Origin of the sequence: Piscinibacter sp. XHJ-5 (assembly GCF_029855045.1) — a bacterium.
Taxonomy (GTDB): domain Bacteria; phylum Pseudomonadota; class Gammaproteobacteria; order Burkholderiales; family Burkholderiaceae_C; genus Albitalea.
This window is the reverse complement of record NZ_CP123228.1, coordinates 5,896,792-5,912,864: the sequence shown is the minus strand read 5'-3', so window position 1 is coordinate 5,912,864 and position 16,073 is coordinate 5,896,792. Positions and strand designations below refer to the sequence as shown.

13 protein-coding genes are annotated in these 16,073 nt (G+C 67.7%); all 13 read left to right on the top strand.

Going from position 1 to position 16,073, the window contains the following annotated elements; genetic code table 11:
- Positions 1-39 precede the first annotated feature (39 nt).
- The 13 genes from P7V53_RS27945 to P7V53_RS27885 all read left to right on the top strand — a co-directional run bounded on the left by P7V53_RS27945 (position 40) and on the right by P7V53_RS27885 (position 16,062).
- The gene (locus P7V53_RS27945) at positions 40-3,927 is read left to right on the top strand and encodes an FAD/FMN-binding oxidoreductase (protein WP_280152757.1); all 3,888 of its coding nucleotides are present in this window, start codon (positions 40-42) and stop codon (positions 3,925-3,927) included.
- 53 nt (positions 3,928-3,980) lie between these two features.
- Positions 3,981-4,439, top strand: coding sequence for an HIT family protein (locus P7V53_RS27940; RefSeq protein WP_280152756.1), 459 nt, complete (start codon positions 3,981-3,983; stop codon positions 4,437-4,439).
- An 81-nt stretch (positions 4,440-4,520) separates the two neighbouring features.
- Positions 4,521-4,937 (top strand): DUF971 domain-containing protein, encoded by a 417-nt coding sequence (locus tag P7V53_RS27935; RefSeq protein WP_280152755.1) that lies wholly within the window; start codon positions 4,521-4,523, stop codon positions 4,935-4,937.
- 7 nt (positions 4,938-4,944) lie between these two features.
- Positions 4,945-5,676, top strand: coding sequence for a bifunctional demethylmenaquinone methyltransferase/2-methoxy-6-polyprenyl-1,4-benzoquinol methylase UbiE (gene ubiE / locus P7V53_RS27930; RefSeq protein ID WP_280152754.1), 732 nt, complete (start codon positions 4,945-4,947; stop codon positions 5,674-5,676).
- Positions 5,677-5,924: 248 nt separating this feature from the next.
- Positions 5,925-6,956 carry an EpsD family peptidyl-prolyl cis-trans isomerase gene (locus P7V53_RS27925; RefSeq protein ID WP_280152753.1) on the top strand — a complete coding sequence of 344 codons (1,032 nt, stop codon included), beginning with the start codon at positions 5,925-5,927 and terminating at the stop codon, positions 6,954-6,956.
- A gap of 62 nt (positions 6,957-7,018) precedes the next feature.
- On the top strand, positions 7,019-7,936 hold the full coding sequence (epsE, locus tag P7V53_RS27920) for a polysaccharide export protein EpsE (protein ID WP_280152752.1): 918 nt from the start codon (positions 7,019-7,021) through the stop codon (positions 7,934-7,936).
- 10 nt (positions 7,937-7,946) lie between these two features.
- A complete protein-coding gene (gene epsF, locus P7V53_RS27915) occupies positions 7,947-9,374 on the top strand; it encodes a chain length determinant protein EpsF (protein WP_280152751.1) in 1,428 nt (475 codons plus the stop codon).
- Complete coding sequence (gene epsG / locus P7V53_RS27910) at positions 9,374-10,282, top strand: chain length determinant protein tyrosine kinase EpsG (RefSeq protein ID WP_280152750.1); 909 nt, start codon at positions 9,374-9,376, stop codon at positions 10,280-10,282. The genes epsF and epsG overlap by 1 nt, the downstream gene beginning before the upstream one ends.
- Positions 10,279-11,172, top strand: a complete 894-nt coding sequence (xrtB, locus tag P7V53_RS27905; RefSeq protein ID WP_280152749.1) for an exosortase B — start codon at positions 10,279-10,281, stop codon at positions 11,170-11,172. Before epsG ends, xrtB begins: the two co-directional genes overlap by 4 nt.
- Before the next feature lie 53 nt (positions 11,173-11,225).
- The gene (locus P7V53_RS27900) at positions 11,226-12,086 is read left to right on the top strand and encodes a 2OG-Fe(II) oxygenase (protein ID WP_280152748.1); all 861 of its coding nucleotides are present in this window, start codon (positions 11,226-11,228) and stop codon (positions 12,084-12,086) included.
- 30 nt (positions 12,087-12,116) lie between these two features.
- Complete coding sequence (locus P7V53_RS27895; RefSeq protein WP_280152747.1) at positions 12,117-13,673, top strand: O-antigen ligase family protein; 1,557 nt, start codon at positions 12,117-12,119, stop codon at positions 13,671-13,673.
- A gap of 100 nt (positions 13,674-13,773) precedes the next feature.
- Complete coding sequence (locus P7V53_RS27890) at positions 13,774-14,661, top strand: methyltransferase domain-containing protein (RefSeq protein ID WP_280152746.1); 888 nt, start codon at positions 13,774-13,776, stop codon at positions 14,659-14,661.
- Positions 14,662-14,724: 63 nt separating this feature from the next.
- The gene (locus P7V53_RS27885) at positions 14,725-16,062 is read left to right on the top strand and encodes an oligosaccharide flippase family protein (RefSeq protein WP_280152745.1); all 1,338 of its coding nucleotides are present in this window, start codon (positions 14,725-14,727) and stop codon (positions 16,060-16,062) included.
- Positions 16,063-16,073 lie beyond the last annotated feature (11 nt).

Here is a 16,073-nt window from a genome sequence, read left to right as displayed (position 1 = left end):
CGGCCCGGCAGAAGACCGGGCCCATGAGAGTCAGAGTCGATGAACGCACCCACCACCCTGAACGAGATCGCCGGCGCTGCCGAGCTGGCCGAAGGCGCACCGCGCCTGCGCGAGATTCCCTACAACTACACATCGTTTTCCGATCGCGAGATCGTCATCCGCCTGCTCGGCGCGCGTGCGTGGGAAGTGCTGAACCGCCTGCGCCAGGAGCGCCGCACCGGCCGCTCGGCGCGCATGCTGTACGAGGTGCTCGGCGACATCTGGGTGGTGCAGCGCAACCCGTACCTGCAGGACGACCTGCTCGACAATCCGCGCCGGCGCCAGCTGCTGATCGACGCGCTGCATCACCGCCTGCACGAGATCGAGAAGCGCCGCACGCCCGCTGTGGACCCCGAGCGCGACCGCTTCGTCGGCGAGCTGCTCGCCGCGGCGTCGTCGGCCGTCGATGCTTTCGCCGAGCAGTTCGACGAGGTCGCCACCCTGCGCCGCCGCGCGACCAAGGTGCTGGGCCGGCACACGGCGCGCGACAACGTCAAGTTCGATGGCCTGAGCCGCGTATCGCACGTCACCGACGCGACCGACTGGCGTGTCGAGTACCCCTTCGTCGTGCTGACGCCCGACACCGAAGCCGAGATGGCCGGGCTGGTGGCGGCCTGCATCGAGCTCGACCTCACCATCATCCCGCGCGGCGGTGGCACCGGCTACACCGGCGGCGCGGTGCCGCTCACCTGGAACAGTGCGGTGATCAACACCGAGAAGCTGGAGGCGATGACCGAGGTCGAGATGCGCCGACTGCCCGGCATGGAGCGCGAGGTCGCCACCATCTGGACCGAAGCCGGCGTGGTCACCCAGCGCGTGGCCGATGCGGCCGAGCGCGCCGGTTTCGTCTTTGCGGTCGATCCCACGTCGGCCGAAGCCTCGTGCGTCGGCGGCAACGTCGCCATGAACGCCGGCGGCAAGAAGGCCGTGCTGTGGGGCACCGCGCTCGACAACCTGGCGTCGTGGCGCATGGTCACGCCCGAGGCGCGGTGGCTCGAGGTCGTCCGGCTCGATCACAACATGGGCAAGATCCACGACGTCGACGTGGCGCGCTTCGAGCTGCGCTACTTCGATGCGTCCGGCCGCACGCTGGAGCGCACCGAGCGGCTGGACGTTCCCGGCAGCGTGTTCCGCAAGGAAGGCCTCGGCAAGGACGTCACCGACAAGTTCCTCGCCGGCCTGCCCGGCATCCAGAAGGAAGGGTGCGACGGGCTGATCACGAGTTGCCGATGGGTGGTGCACCGCATGCCGGCGCACACGCGCACGGTGTGCCTCGAGTTCTTCGGCAACGCGAAGGACGCCGTGCCGTCGATCGTCGAGATCAAGGACTTCATGTTCGCCGAGGCGAAGGCCGGTGGCGCGATCCTCGCCGGTCTCGAGCATCTCGACGACCGCTACCTGCGCGCCGTCGGCTACGCGACGAAGAGCAAGCGCGGCACCTTGCCCAAGATGGTGCTGATCGGCGACATCGCCGGCGACGACGCCGATGCGGTGGCGCGTGCCGCTTCCGAGGTCGTGCGCATCGCCAACACCCGCGCCGGCGAAGGATTCGTCGCGGTCAGCGCCGAGGCGCGCAAGAAGTTCTGGCTTGACCGCAAGCGCACCGCGGCCATCAGCAAGCACACCAACGCGTTCAAGGTGAACGAGGACGTGGTGATCCCGCTGCCCCGCATGGGCGAGTACACCGAAGGCATCGAGCGCATCAACATCGAGCTGTCGCTGCGCAACAAGCTCGCGCTGGTCGACGCGCTGGAGCAGTTCTTCCTCGCCGGTCACCTGCCGCTCGGCAAGGGCGACGATGCCGGCGAGATTCCCGCGGCCGAGCTGCTGGAAGACCGTGTGCAGCAGGCGCTCGCGCTGCTGCGGGAGGTGCGAGCGCTGTGGCAGGGCTGGTTGGGCGGGCTCGACGTCGTGCAGCCCGACACCGGACGCAGCTTCTTCGCCGACCTGCAGGACCACACGCTGCGCGCCTCGTGGAAGACGCAGATCCGTGCGCCGCTGGCGGGCATCTTCGCCGGCGCCGCGCTGCGGCCCGTCGTCGACGCCTGCCAGGCCATCCACAAGGACGTGCTGCGCGGCCGCGTGTGGGTGGCACTGCACATGCACGCGGGCGACGGCAATGTGCACACCAACATCCCGGTCAACAGCGACAACTACGAGATGCTGCAGACCGCGCATGAGGCGGTGGCGCGCATCATGAAGCTGGCGCGCTCGCTGGACGGCGTCATCTCGGGCGAGCACGGCATCGGCATCACCAAGCTCGAGTTCCTGACCGACGAGGAACTCGCCAATTTCACCGCCTACAAGAAGCGCGTCGATCCCGAGGGCCGCTTCAACAAGGGCAAGCTGCTGCGCGACGAGTCGCTCAAGGCTGACCTGACCAACGCCTACACGCCGAGCTTCGGCCTGATGGGCCATGAGTCGCTGATCATGCAGCAGAGCGACATCGGCGATATCGCCAGCTCGGTCAAGGACTGCCTGCGCTGCGGCAAGTGCAAGCCGGTGTGCGCGACCCACGTGCCGCGCGCCAACCTGCTGTACAGCCCGCGCAACAAGATCCTGGCCACCTCGCTGCTGGTGGAAGCTTTCCTGTACGAGGAACAGACGCGCCGCGGCGTGTCGATCAAGCACTGGGCCGAGTTCGAGGATGTCGCCGACCACTGCACCGTGTGCCACAAGTGCGAGTCGCCGTGCCCGGTGAAGATCGACTTCGGCGACGTGTCCATGAACATGCGCAACCTGCTGCGCAAGATGGGCCGCAAGAGCTTCCGGCCGGGCAACAAGATGGCGATGATGATGCTCAACGCCACCAATCCCGAGACCATCAAGCTGCTGCGCACGGCGATGGTCGACGTGGGCTTCAAGGCGCAACGCGCGGCCAACAACCTGCTGCGCGGGCTGGCCAACCGGCAGGTCGCGGCGCCGCCTTCCACCGTCGGCAAGGCGCCGGTGAAGGAACAGGTCATCCACTTCATCAACAAGAAGCTGCCCGGCAACCTGCCGAAGAAGACCGCGCGTGCGCTGCTCGACATCGAGGACAAGAACTACGTCCCGATCATCCGGGACCCGAAGGCGACGACCGCCGACTCCGAGGCAGTGTTCTACTTCCCGGGCTGCGGTTCCGAGCGGCTGTTCTCGCAGGTGGGACTGGCCACGCAGGCGATGCTGTGGCATGCCGGCGTGCAGACGGTGCTCCCGCCCGGCTACCTGTGCTGCGGCTATCCGCAGCGCGGCTCGGGCCAGTTCGACAAGGCCGAGAAGATCATCACCGAAAACCGCGTGCTGTTCCACCGCGTGGCCAACACGCTGAACTACCTCGACATCAAGACGGTGGTGGTGAGCTGCGGCACCTGCTACGACCAGCTCCAGGGGTACCAGTTCGACAAGATCTTCCCGGGCTGCCGCATCATCGACATCCACGAGTTCCTGCTGGAGAAAGGCATCAAGCTGGACGGTGCCGGCGGCTACCTCTACCACGACCCCTGCCACAGCCCGATGAAGCAGCAGGAGCCGATGAAGACGGTGAAGGCGCTGGTGGGAGACAACGTGCGCAAGAGCGAGCGATGCTGCGGCGAGAGCGGCACGCTGGGTGTGACGCGGCCCGACATCGCCACGCAGGTCCGGTTTCGCAAGGAAGAGGAGCTGCGCCGCGACGAGGCCGCGCTGCGCGCCACCGGCGCGGTGGCTGGCAAGGGGCCGGTGAAGATCCTCACATCGTGCCCGAGCTGCCTGCAAGGGCTCAGCCGCTACACCGGCGACCTCGACAACGGACTGCTCGAAGCCGACTACATCGTCGTCGAGATGGCGCAGCAGATCCTCGGTCCCGACTGGATGCCCGACTACGTGGAGCGCGCCAATGACGGCGGCATCGAACGGGTGCTGGTCTGAGGGCGTGTGAACCCTCGTAGCCTCGACGCGGGCCGCGGCCTACGATGCGGCGCATGAGCGTCGCCGCCTTCAAGCCCGAAGCCCCCGTCGCCGGCTGCGAACTGTGCCAGCAGCCCGGCGGCACGCTGCTGTGGAGCGCCGGCGCCTGGCGCGTCGTGCGCGTCGCCGATCCCGCCTTTCCCGCCTTCTACCGCGTCGTCTGCAACCACCACGTCGCCGAGTTCTCCCATCTGCTCGCGCCGGAGCGCCGCCGCTGCATGGACCTGGTGTGCGCCGTCGAGCGGGTGCTGATCGAAAGCCTGCAACCGGCCAAGGTCAACCTCGCGGCGCTGGGCAACATGGTGCCGCACCTGCACTGGCACGTCGTGGCCCGGTTCGCCTGGGACACGCACTTCCCGCAGCCGATCTGGGGCGCTCCGCAGCGCGGCCTCGAGGGCTCCGCCGAAAGCTGGCTGGGGATTTGCTTAGAGGAGCTGGACGGCCGGGTTGTCGCGGCCGTCGCGGGCGCCTGAATGCTGGACAGGCGCTGTGGGCGAAGCGCTCAGAACGCTTCGCTACACTGCTTTCGGCCCCGTATTTTCAAAGGCATGGCAATGGCTGGACTGAGCCAACAGACCCCGCAACCGACCGCGATCACCGTGCACCAGCAGTCACGGACATTGGAGGTAGGTTTTTCCGACGGTCGGCAATTTCGTATTCCTTTTGAGTTGATGCGGGTGTACTCGCCGTCGGCCGAAGTCCAGGGCCACGGGCCGGGGCAGGAAGTGCTGCAGACCGGCAAGCGCGAGGTCGACGTCGTGGCGCTCGAGCCGGTTGGCAACTACGCCGTGCAACCGACTTTTTCGGACGGTCACAGCTCCGGCATCTACTCCTGGGACTATCTCTATTTCCTCGGCTCGCAGCAGGACGAGCTGTGGCGCAAGTACGAAGAGCGGCTGCAGGCGGCTGGCGTCGATCGCGACGCGCCGATGCTGGAGGCCGCCGGGTCGGCTTGCGGACACCATCACTGAGTCGGACATGAGCGAAACGCATTTCGGATTCCAGAAGGTCGACGAGACGCAGAAGGCGCAGCGCGTGCGCGGCGTCTTCGACTCGGTCGCGGGCAAGTACGACGTCATGAACGACCTGATGTCGATGGGCCTGCATCGGGCCTGGAAGGCGTACGCGGTGGCCGTGGCCAACGTGCGCGAAGGCGATCGCGTGCTCGACATCGCCGGCGGCACCGGCGACCTCGCGAAGGCATTCGCGAAGAAGGCCGGCGCGCGCGGCACCGTGGTTCACACCGACATCAACGAAGCCATGCTGCGCCAGGGCCGCAACCGGCTGCTCGACGACGGCCTGGTGCTGCCGACGGCGATCTGCGACGCGGAAACGCTGCCGTTTCCGAGCGGCTGCTTCGACCTCGTCAGCGTGGCTTTCGGGCTGCGCAACATGACCCACAAGGAGCGCGCGCTGGCCGAGATGAACCGCGTGCTGCGCGCCGGCGGCCGGCTGCTGGTGCTCGAGTTCTCCAAGGTCGCGCAGCCGCTCACCAAGGCCTACGACTGGTACTCGTTCCAGGTGCTGCCGCGCCTGGGCCAATGGGTCGCCGGTGATGCCGCCAGCTACCGCTACCTCGCCGAATCGATCCGCATGCATCCGGGGCAGGCGGAACTCAAGGCCATGATGAAGTCGGCCGGCTTCGGCCACGTGGACGTGCACAACCTGAGCGCCGGTGTGGTGGCGCTGCATGTGGGCATCAAGTGTTGAAACGAAACCGAATCGCGTCCGGTGTGCCCGTGGCGCCCCCCGAGATCGGGGGGCGCCATGAGAGAACTCGCCTTTCGCGCCGGATTCAAACCGCCCCGCGGGGCGGCATTTCCTGGACCACGGGGCAAGCTGCCGCACGCGTTGCATAGACCGAATTCGCTGACCCGCCCGGCGGCAAGCGGCCCGCTCTTGCGGGTGCATGACCTCCGAGCCGCCACGACCACAACGACCTGGAGCTTCTAGCCAACATGACCCGCCTCACCACCCCGTCCCGCCATGCACCCATGGCCCGCAGCGCGCTCGTCGTCGCCGCGGTGTCTGCGGTGCTGCTCGTGGGCTGCGGCGACAAGAAGAAGGACAAGCCGGCCACGCAGACGGCCGCCCGCGTCAACAAGGAAGAGATCACCGTCCATCAGATCAACTGGGTCCTGCAGCAGCAGCGCGCCGCCTTGCCGCCGGAGGCGGCGGCTTCGGCCGGCAAGCAGGTGCTGGAGCGGCTGATCGACCAGGAACTGGCGCTGCAGAAGGCCTCGGAGCAGCGCATCGACCGCGATCCGCGCGTCACGCAGCAGGTCGAGGCGGCGCGGCGCGACATCATCGCGCGCGCCTACATGGAGAAGATCGGGTCCGGCGCACCCAAGCCGACGGACGCCGAGGTCAAGAAGTACTACGAAGAGCATCCGGCGCTGTTCAAGGACCGGCGCATCTATACGCTGCAGGAACTCGCCATCGAGGCCAAGCCCGAGCAGGTCGAGGAGCTGCGGGCCAAGCTCGCGTCTTCCAAGGACCTGGGCGAGTTCGTCAACTACCTCAAGGCCAGCGAGTTCAAGTACGCCGGCAACCAGGCCGTGCGGCCGGCCGAGCAGCTCCCGCTGGCCAGCCTGCCGACGCTGGCGCAGATGAAGCCCGGCCAGACCATCTTCAACAAGACGGCCAACGGCGCGCAGATCGTCATCCTCGCCGCGGCGCGCAGCCAGCCGGTCGACGAGCAGCGCGCGCGTCCGGCCATCGAGCAGTTCCTGCTCAACGAGCGCAAGCGCAGGGTCGTCGAGGACGACCTGAAGGCCTTGCGCGCGGCCGCCAAGGTGGAGTACGTCGGCGACTACGTGAAGACAGCCGCGGAGAAGGCGGCCTCGCAGGCGGCCGCGCTCGAGGTCAAGCCCAGCGTGTCGCCGCTGACCGCGACGCCGGCGTCGGCGCCGGAGCCGATCGTGCCGGTCCGGCCGGCCTCGGTGCCGTCCAGCGGCGCGCTCGACAAGGGAATCAAGGGATTGAAGTAACGGCGGTCCGGCGGCGCCGCATCGCGGACGTCGCCACCGCCACCGGTACGGAGGCGTTCAACATGATCAGAACCGCGATTCGCCGACTCCTTCAGGGAGTCCTGCTGCTGATGCTGGCGGTTGGCACCAGCGCGTGGGCGCAGTCCACGCAGCCCGACATGCAGACCGCCCAGGCCCGCACGCAGGCCAACACCAGCGCGGTCGGCACCCAGAGCGCGCCGACACAAGGCGCGCAGACGCCGCCGCCGAGGCCGGACCAGTACGTCCTGGGCGCCGGCGACGTCATCCGCATCAACGTCTTCCAGAACCCCGACCTGAGCCTGGAGACGCGCATCTCCGAGCAGGGGCAGATCACCTTCCCGCTGGTGGGACAACTGGCGCTGGGTGGACTGTCGGTGCAGGCCGCAGAACAGCGCATCGCGAAGGCGCTGCGCGACGGCAAGTTCGTGCTGAACCCGCAGGTGAATGTGCTGCTCATGCAGATCCGCAGCGCGCAGGTCTCCATCCTCGGCCAGGTCAACAAGCCGGGCCGCTACCCGATCGACCAGGTGGGCAGCAAGGTGTCCGAGATGATTGCCGCGGCGGGCGGCGTGGTGCCGGGTGCGTCGGACCTCGTCACGCTCACCGGAACGCGCAACGGCCGCCCGGTCAAGCTCGAGATCGACCTGCCGCAGATCCTGCAGTCGGGCAAGACCGAGCTCGACCCGGTGGTGCAGAACGGCGACATCCTGCACGTCGACCGCGCGCCGCTCATCTACGTGTACGGCGAAGTGCAGCGTCCGGGCGTCTCGCGCCTGGAGCGCGGCATGACGGTGATGCAGGCGCTGGCGCAAAGCGGCGGCCTCACTCAGCGCGGCACCGAGCGCGGCCTGCGCATCCACCGCCGCGATGCCAACGGCGCGGTCAAGATCGTGCAGCCCCACATGAACGACCCTGTCGAGCGCGATGACGTGATCTACGTCCGCGAGTCGCTGTTCTGAGGAACCCGTCATGACCATCGCTCAGTACCTGCGCATCATCTGGGCCCGCAAGTGGCTCGTGCTGGCGCTGCTCGCGCTCACCACGGTGATCGGTTCGCTGATCACGCTGTTCGTGCTGTCCAAGCAGTTCCAGGCCGAAGCCTCGCTCGTCGTGGAGGTCCGCAACGATCCGGTGCTGGGCGCGCTCGCGCCGGGCCTCGCGTCGCCGGCCTATCTCGCGACCCAGGTCGAGATCCTGAAGAGCGACCGGGTCGCCGGCCGCGTCGTCAAGATGCTCGGAGTCGAGCGTTCGCCGGCGGCGGTGCAGCAGTGGCGCGACTCCACCGACGCCAAGATCCCGCTGGACCGCTACTTCGCCGCGCTGCTGCAGAAGGGTCTGCTGGTCGAGCCTTCGCGCGGCAGCAACGTCATCAACATCACCTTCGTCAATCCAGATGCGGCATTCGCCGCCGCGGCGGCCAACGCGTTCGCGCAGGCCTACATGGACGTGTCGGTGGAGCTGCGGGTGGAGCCGGCGCGCCAGTCGGCCACCTTCATGGACGAGCAGACCAACAAGCTGCGCGCCCAGCTCGAGTCGGCCCAGTCCCGGTTGTCCAAGTTCCAGCAGGACAAGGGCATCGTCGTCACCGACGAGCGCCTGGACCAGGAAACCCAGCGCCTGAACGTGCTGCTGGCGCAACTGGCGCAGGCGCAGGCCGAGCAGGTCGACACCGCCACGCGGCAGCGCAACACCGGCTCCGAGATGTCGCCCGATGTGCAGAACTCGCCCACCGTGCAGTCGCTGAAGGGTCAGCTCGCGATGGCCGAGGCCAAGATGAGCGAGATCAGCGCGATCGTCGGCACCAACCATCCGCAGCGCCAGGCGCTGGACGCGCAGATCCGCGAGCTGCGCACGCAGCTCTCGGCCGAAGTCAGGCGGGTGTCCGGCGGCAGCGGCATCCTGAGCCGCGGCAGCGCACAGAAGGTGGCCGAGCTCCAGTCGATGGCCGATGAGCAGAAGAAGACGGTGCTGGCGATGCGCTCGCTGCGCGACCAGATGGCGGTGCTGCAGCGCGACGTCGACAACGCGCAGCGAGCCTACGAAGGCGTGAGCCAGCGCGTGACGGCGCTGAGCCTCGAAGGCCAGAACACGCAGGCCAACGTGCGGCTGCTGAGCCCGGCCGTCGAGCCCTTCACGCCGTCGCGGCCACGCGTCGCGCTGAACATCCTCGGCTCCATCGTGGGCGGGCTGCTGCTGGGCGCGGCCGCCGCGATCGGTCTGGAGCTGCTGAACCGCCGGGTCCGCAGCCCGGATGACCTGGTCGCCACCGCGGGCGTGCCGGTCATCGGCGTGCTGCAGCCCATGGATTCGAAGCGGCCGGTGTTCCGGCGGCTGTCGTCGGGACGTCCGCAGCTACCGCCCTCGCGGCCGCTGCTGTCTGCACCAGGAGCACGCTGATGAAGATGACCGTCTCGATGGCCACCGGCGCGCCGAGGGCCAACCGCTCGATCGGCGCGATCCTGATGGACAGCGGCGCGCTGACGCCGGAAGACGCCGAGCGCATCCTGCTGCTGCAGAAGGAGCAGGGCCTGCGCTTCGGCGAGGCCGCGGTCAAGCTCGGCCTGCTGACCGAGGCGGACATCCAGTACGCGCTGTCGCGGCAGTTCTCGTACGCCTACCTGCGCACCGTGGGCGACAAGAAGCCGCTGTCCGATGAGCTCATCGCCGCCTACCAGCCGTTCTCGGCCCGCGTCGAGGAGCTGCGAGCCGTGCGCAGCCAGCTCATGCTGCGCTGGTTCGACAAGACCGAGCAGCGCCAGGTGCTCACCATCGTCGGCACCGAGCGCGGCGAAGGCCGCAGCCACCTGGCCGCCAACCTGGCCGTCGTGTTCTCGCAGCTCGGCGAGCGGACGCTGCTGATCGATGCCGACATGCGCATGCCGCGCCAGCACGAGCTCTTCCTGCTGCAGAACAAGGTCGGGCTGTCGACCGTGCTGTCGGGACGCTCGCGCGACGAGGCCATCATCCGCATCACCGACCTTGCCGGCCTGTACGTGCTGCCCGCCGGTCCCATCCCGCCGAACCCGCTCGAGCTCCTGTCGCGGCTCAACTTCGACGAATTTCTCATCCACGTGCGGGCCACCTTCGACGTCGTCATCATCGACACGCCGGCGCTGGCGATCGGCGAGGACGCCGCCATGATCGCCGTGCGAACCGGCGCCGCGCTGGCGGTCGCGCGCACGGCGCAGACGCGCGTCAACGCCTTCAACGACATGGTGCAGGGCCTGATGAACGCCGGCGTGTCGGTGGTCGGGTCGGTGCTCAACGACGTGCCCGAGAAGAAGAGGGCGAAGGCGAAGCCGTGAGTCTGGTGCACCCCGACATGCATGCCCGTCTCGCGCCCCTCTCGCGCGAGCACCTGCCCTGGTTCATCGCGATCGGCGGCTTCGCCGTCATGTACCTGCCCGTCTACTGGATCGCCGCCAACGGCATCTGGCAGACCGACGACAACGGCCACGGACCGATCATCCTCGCGGTGCTGCTGTACCTGTTCTGGACCAAGTGGCGGGAGATCGTCGAGACGCCCGCGCGGCCCGCGCCGCTGCTCGGCTGGCCGCTGTTCGCGGCGGGACTGCTGCTGTACGTGTTCGGCCGCGCCTTCAGCATGGCGAGCGTCGAGTTCTTCTCGCAGCTGCCGGTGATCGCCGCCACGCTGCTGCTGATCAAGGGGCGTCGTGCGCTACGCGTGGCGTGGTTCCCGGTGCTCTACCTGATCTTCATGGTCCCGCTGCCGAACAGCCTGGTCGATGCGATCACCGGGCCGCTCAAGCAGTGGATCTCCGACATCGTCGAGACGCTGCTGTATGCCGCGGGCTATCCGATTGCGCGCACCGGCGTGATCCTGCAGATCGGCCAGTACCAGCTGCTGGTGGCCGACGCCTGCTCGGGCCTGCACTCGATGTTCAGCCTCACCGCGCTGGGCACGCTGTTCATGTACATGATGGACCGCAAGAGCCGGCTGCACAACGCGATCATGCTGGCATCCATCCTGCCGATCGCATTCGTCGCCAACATCGTGCGCGTGATCATCCTGGTGCTGGTCACCTACCACCTCGGCGACGAAGCGGGGCAGGGCTTCCTGCACGGCACGGCCGGCGTGGTGCTCATGCTGGTCGCGCTGGGCATCTTCTTCGCGCTGGACTCGCTGCTCAAGCTCGTCCTCCACGAGGGTCCGCGGCACGCCGCGCGGACCTGAGGCGAGCCATGCTGCAACAGGCGCGCCATATCGAAGTCTTGGAGGGGTTGCAATTGAGTTCCGTCCTACCGATCGACCTGGCCAACGGCCTCGCGCTGGACTATGCCCAGGCGCGCAAGATCGGCGAACAACTGTCGGCCGACTACTGCTTCGCCGAGCCGTTCCCGCACATCGTGCTCGACGATTTCCTGCCCGAGCCGGTGGCGCGTCTCGCGCTCGAGCACTTCCCGGCGCAGGCGCTGCGCTCGGACAAGGTGTTCGACATGGGCTACGCCGGCCTGCACAAGCGGCAGATCCTGCCGGAGGACTGCGACGCCTCGGCGCGTGCGCTGTTCCACTTCTTCAACTCGCGACCCATGCTCGAGTTCCTGGAGGGCCTGTCTTCCATCCAGGCGCTGCTGCCCGATCCTTATTTCGTCGGCGGCGGCTATCACGAGACGGCGCGGGGCGGCAAGCTCGGCGTGCATGCCGACTTCCGCATCAACGACCAGCTGCACCTGCACCGGCGGATGAACGTCATCATCTACCTCAACCAGGACTGGCGCGACGAATACGGCGGCTTCCTCGAGCTGTGGGACCGCAAGATGACGCACAAGGTGAAATCGGTGAAGCCGGTGTTCAACCGCTGCGTGATCTTCAACACCGACGCCGACTCGTACCACGGCCACCCCGATCCGCTGACCACGCCCGAAGGCGTGTTCCGCCGCTCCATCGCGCTGTACTACTACACCGCGTCGCGGGCCATCTACGACGAGGTGCCGAGCACGTCCACCATCTACCACGCGCGTCCGGGAGACGACCGGGTCACCCAGCGTGAAGCCTGGCATCTGCGCTTCGACCAGCACCTGCGGCAGTGGACGCCGCCCGCGCTGCTGCGCTATGCCTTCGCGATCAAGCGGCGCTTGACGCGCTGACCGGCAGCGGTCCACCGAGCGGGGCGCGGCGTGTACAACCTCAAGACACTGGTGGTGGTCCTCGGCATCGCGCTGCCGATGTTCTGGTTCATCCGCCCGTTCGTCGAGCGCTTCATCGCACCGGAGGACTTCGCCCGCCGGCGCAACGTGTGGATCGTGCTCACGCTGACTGCGTTCCTCAGCCCCAGCTTCTGGCTGTACGCGGTGGTGGCGCTGACGTTGTGCGCCTGGGCCGGACGCAAGGATTCGAACCCGCCTGCGCTGACGGTGCTGCTGCTGCAGGTCATTCCGCCCATCGGCCTGTACATCCCGATGGTCGGCATCAACCAGCTGTTCCAGCTCAACAACTACCGCATCCTCTCGCTGGCCGTTCTGCTGCCGCTGGCCGTGCAGCTGCTGCATGCGCCCAAGCAGGACGTTCCACCGCTGCGCAAGTGGATCGACGGCCTGCTGATCGGCTTCATGCTGCTGCAGCTGGTGCTGCTGATGCCGTACGAATCGTTCACCAACACCCTGCGCCGCGGCTTCCTGCTCGTGCTGGACGTGTGGCTGGTGTATTACGTGTTCAGCCGCTTCTGCCGCACCCGCGCGGCGATCATGGACGTGTGCGTCACCCTCTGCGTCGCCTGCGCCATCTTCGTGCCGATCGCGGCCTTCGAGACCCTCAAGGGCTGGCTGCTGTACCAGGGCCTCGGCGAGGTGTGGGGCAAGCCGCTGGAGTTCGCGTTCCTGTTGCGTGGCGACAGCCTGCGCGCGCAAGCCTCGGTCGGCCACTCGCTCGCGCTGGGCTACGTGCTCGCGGTGGGCTTCGGGCTCGCGCTGTTCCTCGGAGGGCAGCTGCGCTCGCGCCGCGCCACCTTCGCGATGGGCGCCTGGATGTGGCTCGGCCTCATCGCCGCCTATTCGCGCGGCCCGTGGCTGGTCGCGGTGGTGGCCTACTTCAGCTATGCGGCATTGCAGCCCGACGGATTGTCGCGCTTCATCAAGAACGGGGCCGTTGCCGTCGCGATCGCCGCGCTGATCCTGGTGTCGCCGGTGGGCGAGCGCGTGATCGACACCTTGCCCTTCATCGGCACCGTCGATGCGGCGAACGTGACCTACCGACAGCGCCTGGCGGAGGTGTCGTGGCAGCTCATCCAGCAGAACCCGTGGTTCGGCAATCCGTTCGTGCTGACCCAGATGGAGGAACTGCGCCAGGGGCAGGGCATCATCGACCTGGTCAACAGCTATGCCTCGGTCGCGCTGCTGTACGGCCTCGTCGGGCTGGGCCTGTTCCTCGGCGTGTTCTTCGCCGGCATGGGGGGGCTGTACCGCCTGTCGCGGCGCTGGCGCGACGACGATCCGGACACCGCCCTGCTCGGCGCGGCGCTGCTGACGGCCATGGTCGCGACGCTGTTCATGATGGCCACCGGCAGCTTCGGCACCATCCTGGCCCAGCTGTACTGGGTGCTCGCGGGCCTGGCAGCGGCCTACGCCGGCCTGAGCTTCGCCGACGAGCGCGTGGCGACCGCGGCGGTGCCGGAATGGCCGCATGCGGTGCAGCCGGCGACCTTCTCCCCAAGGAGCGCTTTCCGTGTCGGCAAATAGCGCCGCTGCAGCGGCCTCGGCGCGGCCGACGAACGACGTTGTGATGTCCGAAGCTACGAACAGGTGGTCAATGTCCCTGCCTTCCCATGTGAATTCCCCGTTGAGCGGCCGTGAGCACGCAGCAGCGCTGAAGGAGCGGCGCCCTTCGGCCGCCATCCTCGAAAAGTACCGCAGCGAGTTCGGCTACGACGCCGCGCGCTGCTTCGAAGGCGTGCCGGAAGTCGGCATCTACGAGTGCGAGGACACGGGCTTCCGCTTCTTCTACCCGTTGTCGGTGGTGGGCGACGAATCGCTCTATCGCCGTCTGGAGCAGTTTCCCTGGAACTACAAGGACGACAAGTGGGAGCACGACGCGTCGCTGTCCTACCTGCGCCCCGGGCAGCGCGTGCTCGATGTCGGATGCGGCCGCGGAAGCTTCCTGCACAAGGCGCAGACCCAGCGCGGCGCCATCGTCACGGGCATCGAGCTCAACCGCTCGGCGGCCGCCTTCGCGCGCGAACGCGGCGTGAAGGTGGCCGAGGAACTGCTCGACGCACATGCCGCGGCGCATGCGCTGCACTACGACGTGGTCACGTCGTTCCAGGTGCTGGAGCACGTCCCCGACCCGCATGCCTTCATCAGCGACTGCCTGCGCGTGCTGAAGCCGGGTGGGATGCTGATCTACGGCGTGCCCAACAACGACGGCTTCCTGCGCTACGCGGATGCGCCGCTCAACGGCCCGCCGCACCACATGGGGCTGTGGACGCGCCGCAGCCTGGCCGCGCTGTGCTCGCTGTTTCCCATCGACGTGCGTGCCTTCGAGATCGAGCCGCTGGCCGAGATCGACTGGTACCAGGCGGTGTCAGAGGCGCGCTACCTGCCGCGCGACTGGCGCCGCTGGCTGTACTACCGCCTGGGCGGCGCCAAGCTCGTGCGCCGGTTCCTGGTCGACAACGCATCGACGATTGCCGGGCACACCATCCTGGTGGTCTTCGAGAAGCGGGCGTAGTGCCGGGGGCGCGGATGCTCGTCTTGCGGGAGAAGATGGCGCCGCACCGCGGCGCATTTCACGATGATCAATCTGAGAGGGGATTTGTTCGCGGCGACGGCCAGCTTCGGCGGCCTGTCGCTGATCCGGCTGGTCAGCAGCGTCATCCTCACGCGCATCCTCTACCCGGAGGCGTACGGCATCGTCACGATGGTGGCGTCGGTCGCCTTCATGATGGAGATGCTGTCGGACGTCGGCATCGTGGGAATGATGGTGCGCCACGACCGTGCCGAGGATCCTGCATTCGTCAACACCACCTGGACCATCCGGCTCGTGCGGGGGGCGATCAACGCCGCGGCGCTGTTCGTGCTGGCGCCCGTGATCGCCGGCCTGTACGACACGCCCGACCTGGCGCGCGCGCTGCGCATCTTCTCCTTCTGGTTTGTCATCTACGGGCTCGAGTCGATGGCGTTCACGCTGGCGCTGCGCCGGCGCAATTCGCGCATCTCGAGCTACACCGAGCTGGCCGCCACGGTGGTGTCCACGCTGTTCGTCATCGCGTACTCGTATGTCAACCGCGACTGGCACGGCATGGTCTACGGCATGGTGCTCAACCGCGCGCTGATCACGGCGGCGAGCTACTTCTTCTATACCTCGGAGCGCCCGCGCCTGCAGTTCGATCGCGACGTGTTCCAGGCGAGCCTCGGCTTCGCCAAGTACTCGATGCCTTCCAGCCTGCTGACCATGCTGGTCTCGCAGTTCGACAAGCTGATCTTCCTCAAGCTGTTCGACATCCACCTGCTGGGCCTGTACGGGCTGGCGGGCAACATGGCCGGCCCCATCAACTCGCTGGTGATCCGCATCACGCGCACGGTGCTGTACCCGCGCTGCGCCGCCAACTTCCGCCATGCGCCGGCCACGGTGCGACAGACGTACTACTCGGAGAACATCAAGCTGCTGGCGCTGATCCTGCTGTTGCCGGCCATGCTCGGCGGCGCGTCGGCGCTGCTGGTGCATGTGCTCTTCGACCACCGCTATGCCTATGCCGCCGTCATCCTCCAGGCGCTCGCCGTGAAGGTGATGATCGACGCGCTGGCCGCGCCGGCCGAGAACGTGCTGGTCGCCACCGGCACGCCGCGGCCGGTGCTCGTGAGCAACCTGCTGCGGGCGGGCTGGGTGGTGCCGGGCACCTTGATCGGCTACCACTTCTGGGGCTTCGACGGATTCCTCTACGCCACCGCCCTGCAGACACTGCCGTCGTTGCTGTACTTCCTGTGGCTGCAGCAGCGCCGCCAGCTCGTCATCGTGAGGTATGAAGCCATGAAGCTGGTCTACGTGGCCGCCGTGTACCTGGTCACCTTCGTCGTGAGCAATCAGCTCATGTCGATCGTTACCCCGCTGCGCCTGAAGGCGGGCGCCTGAGACGAGGGCCG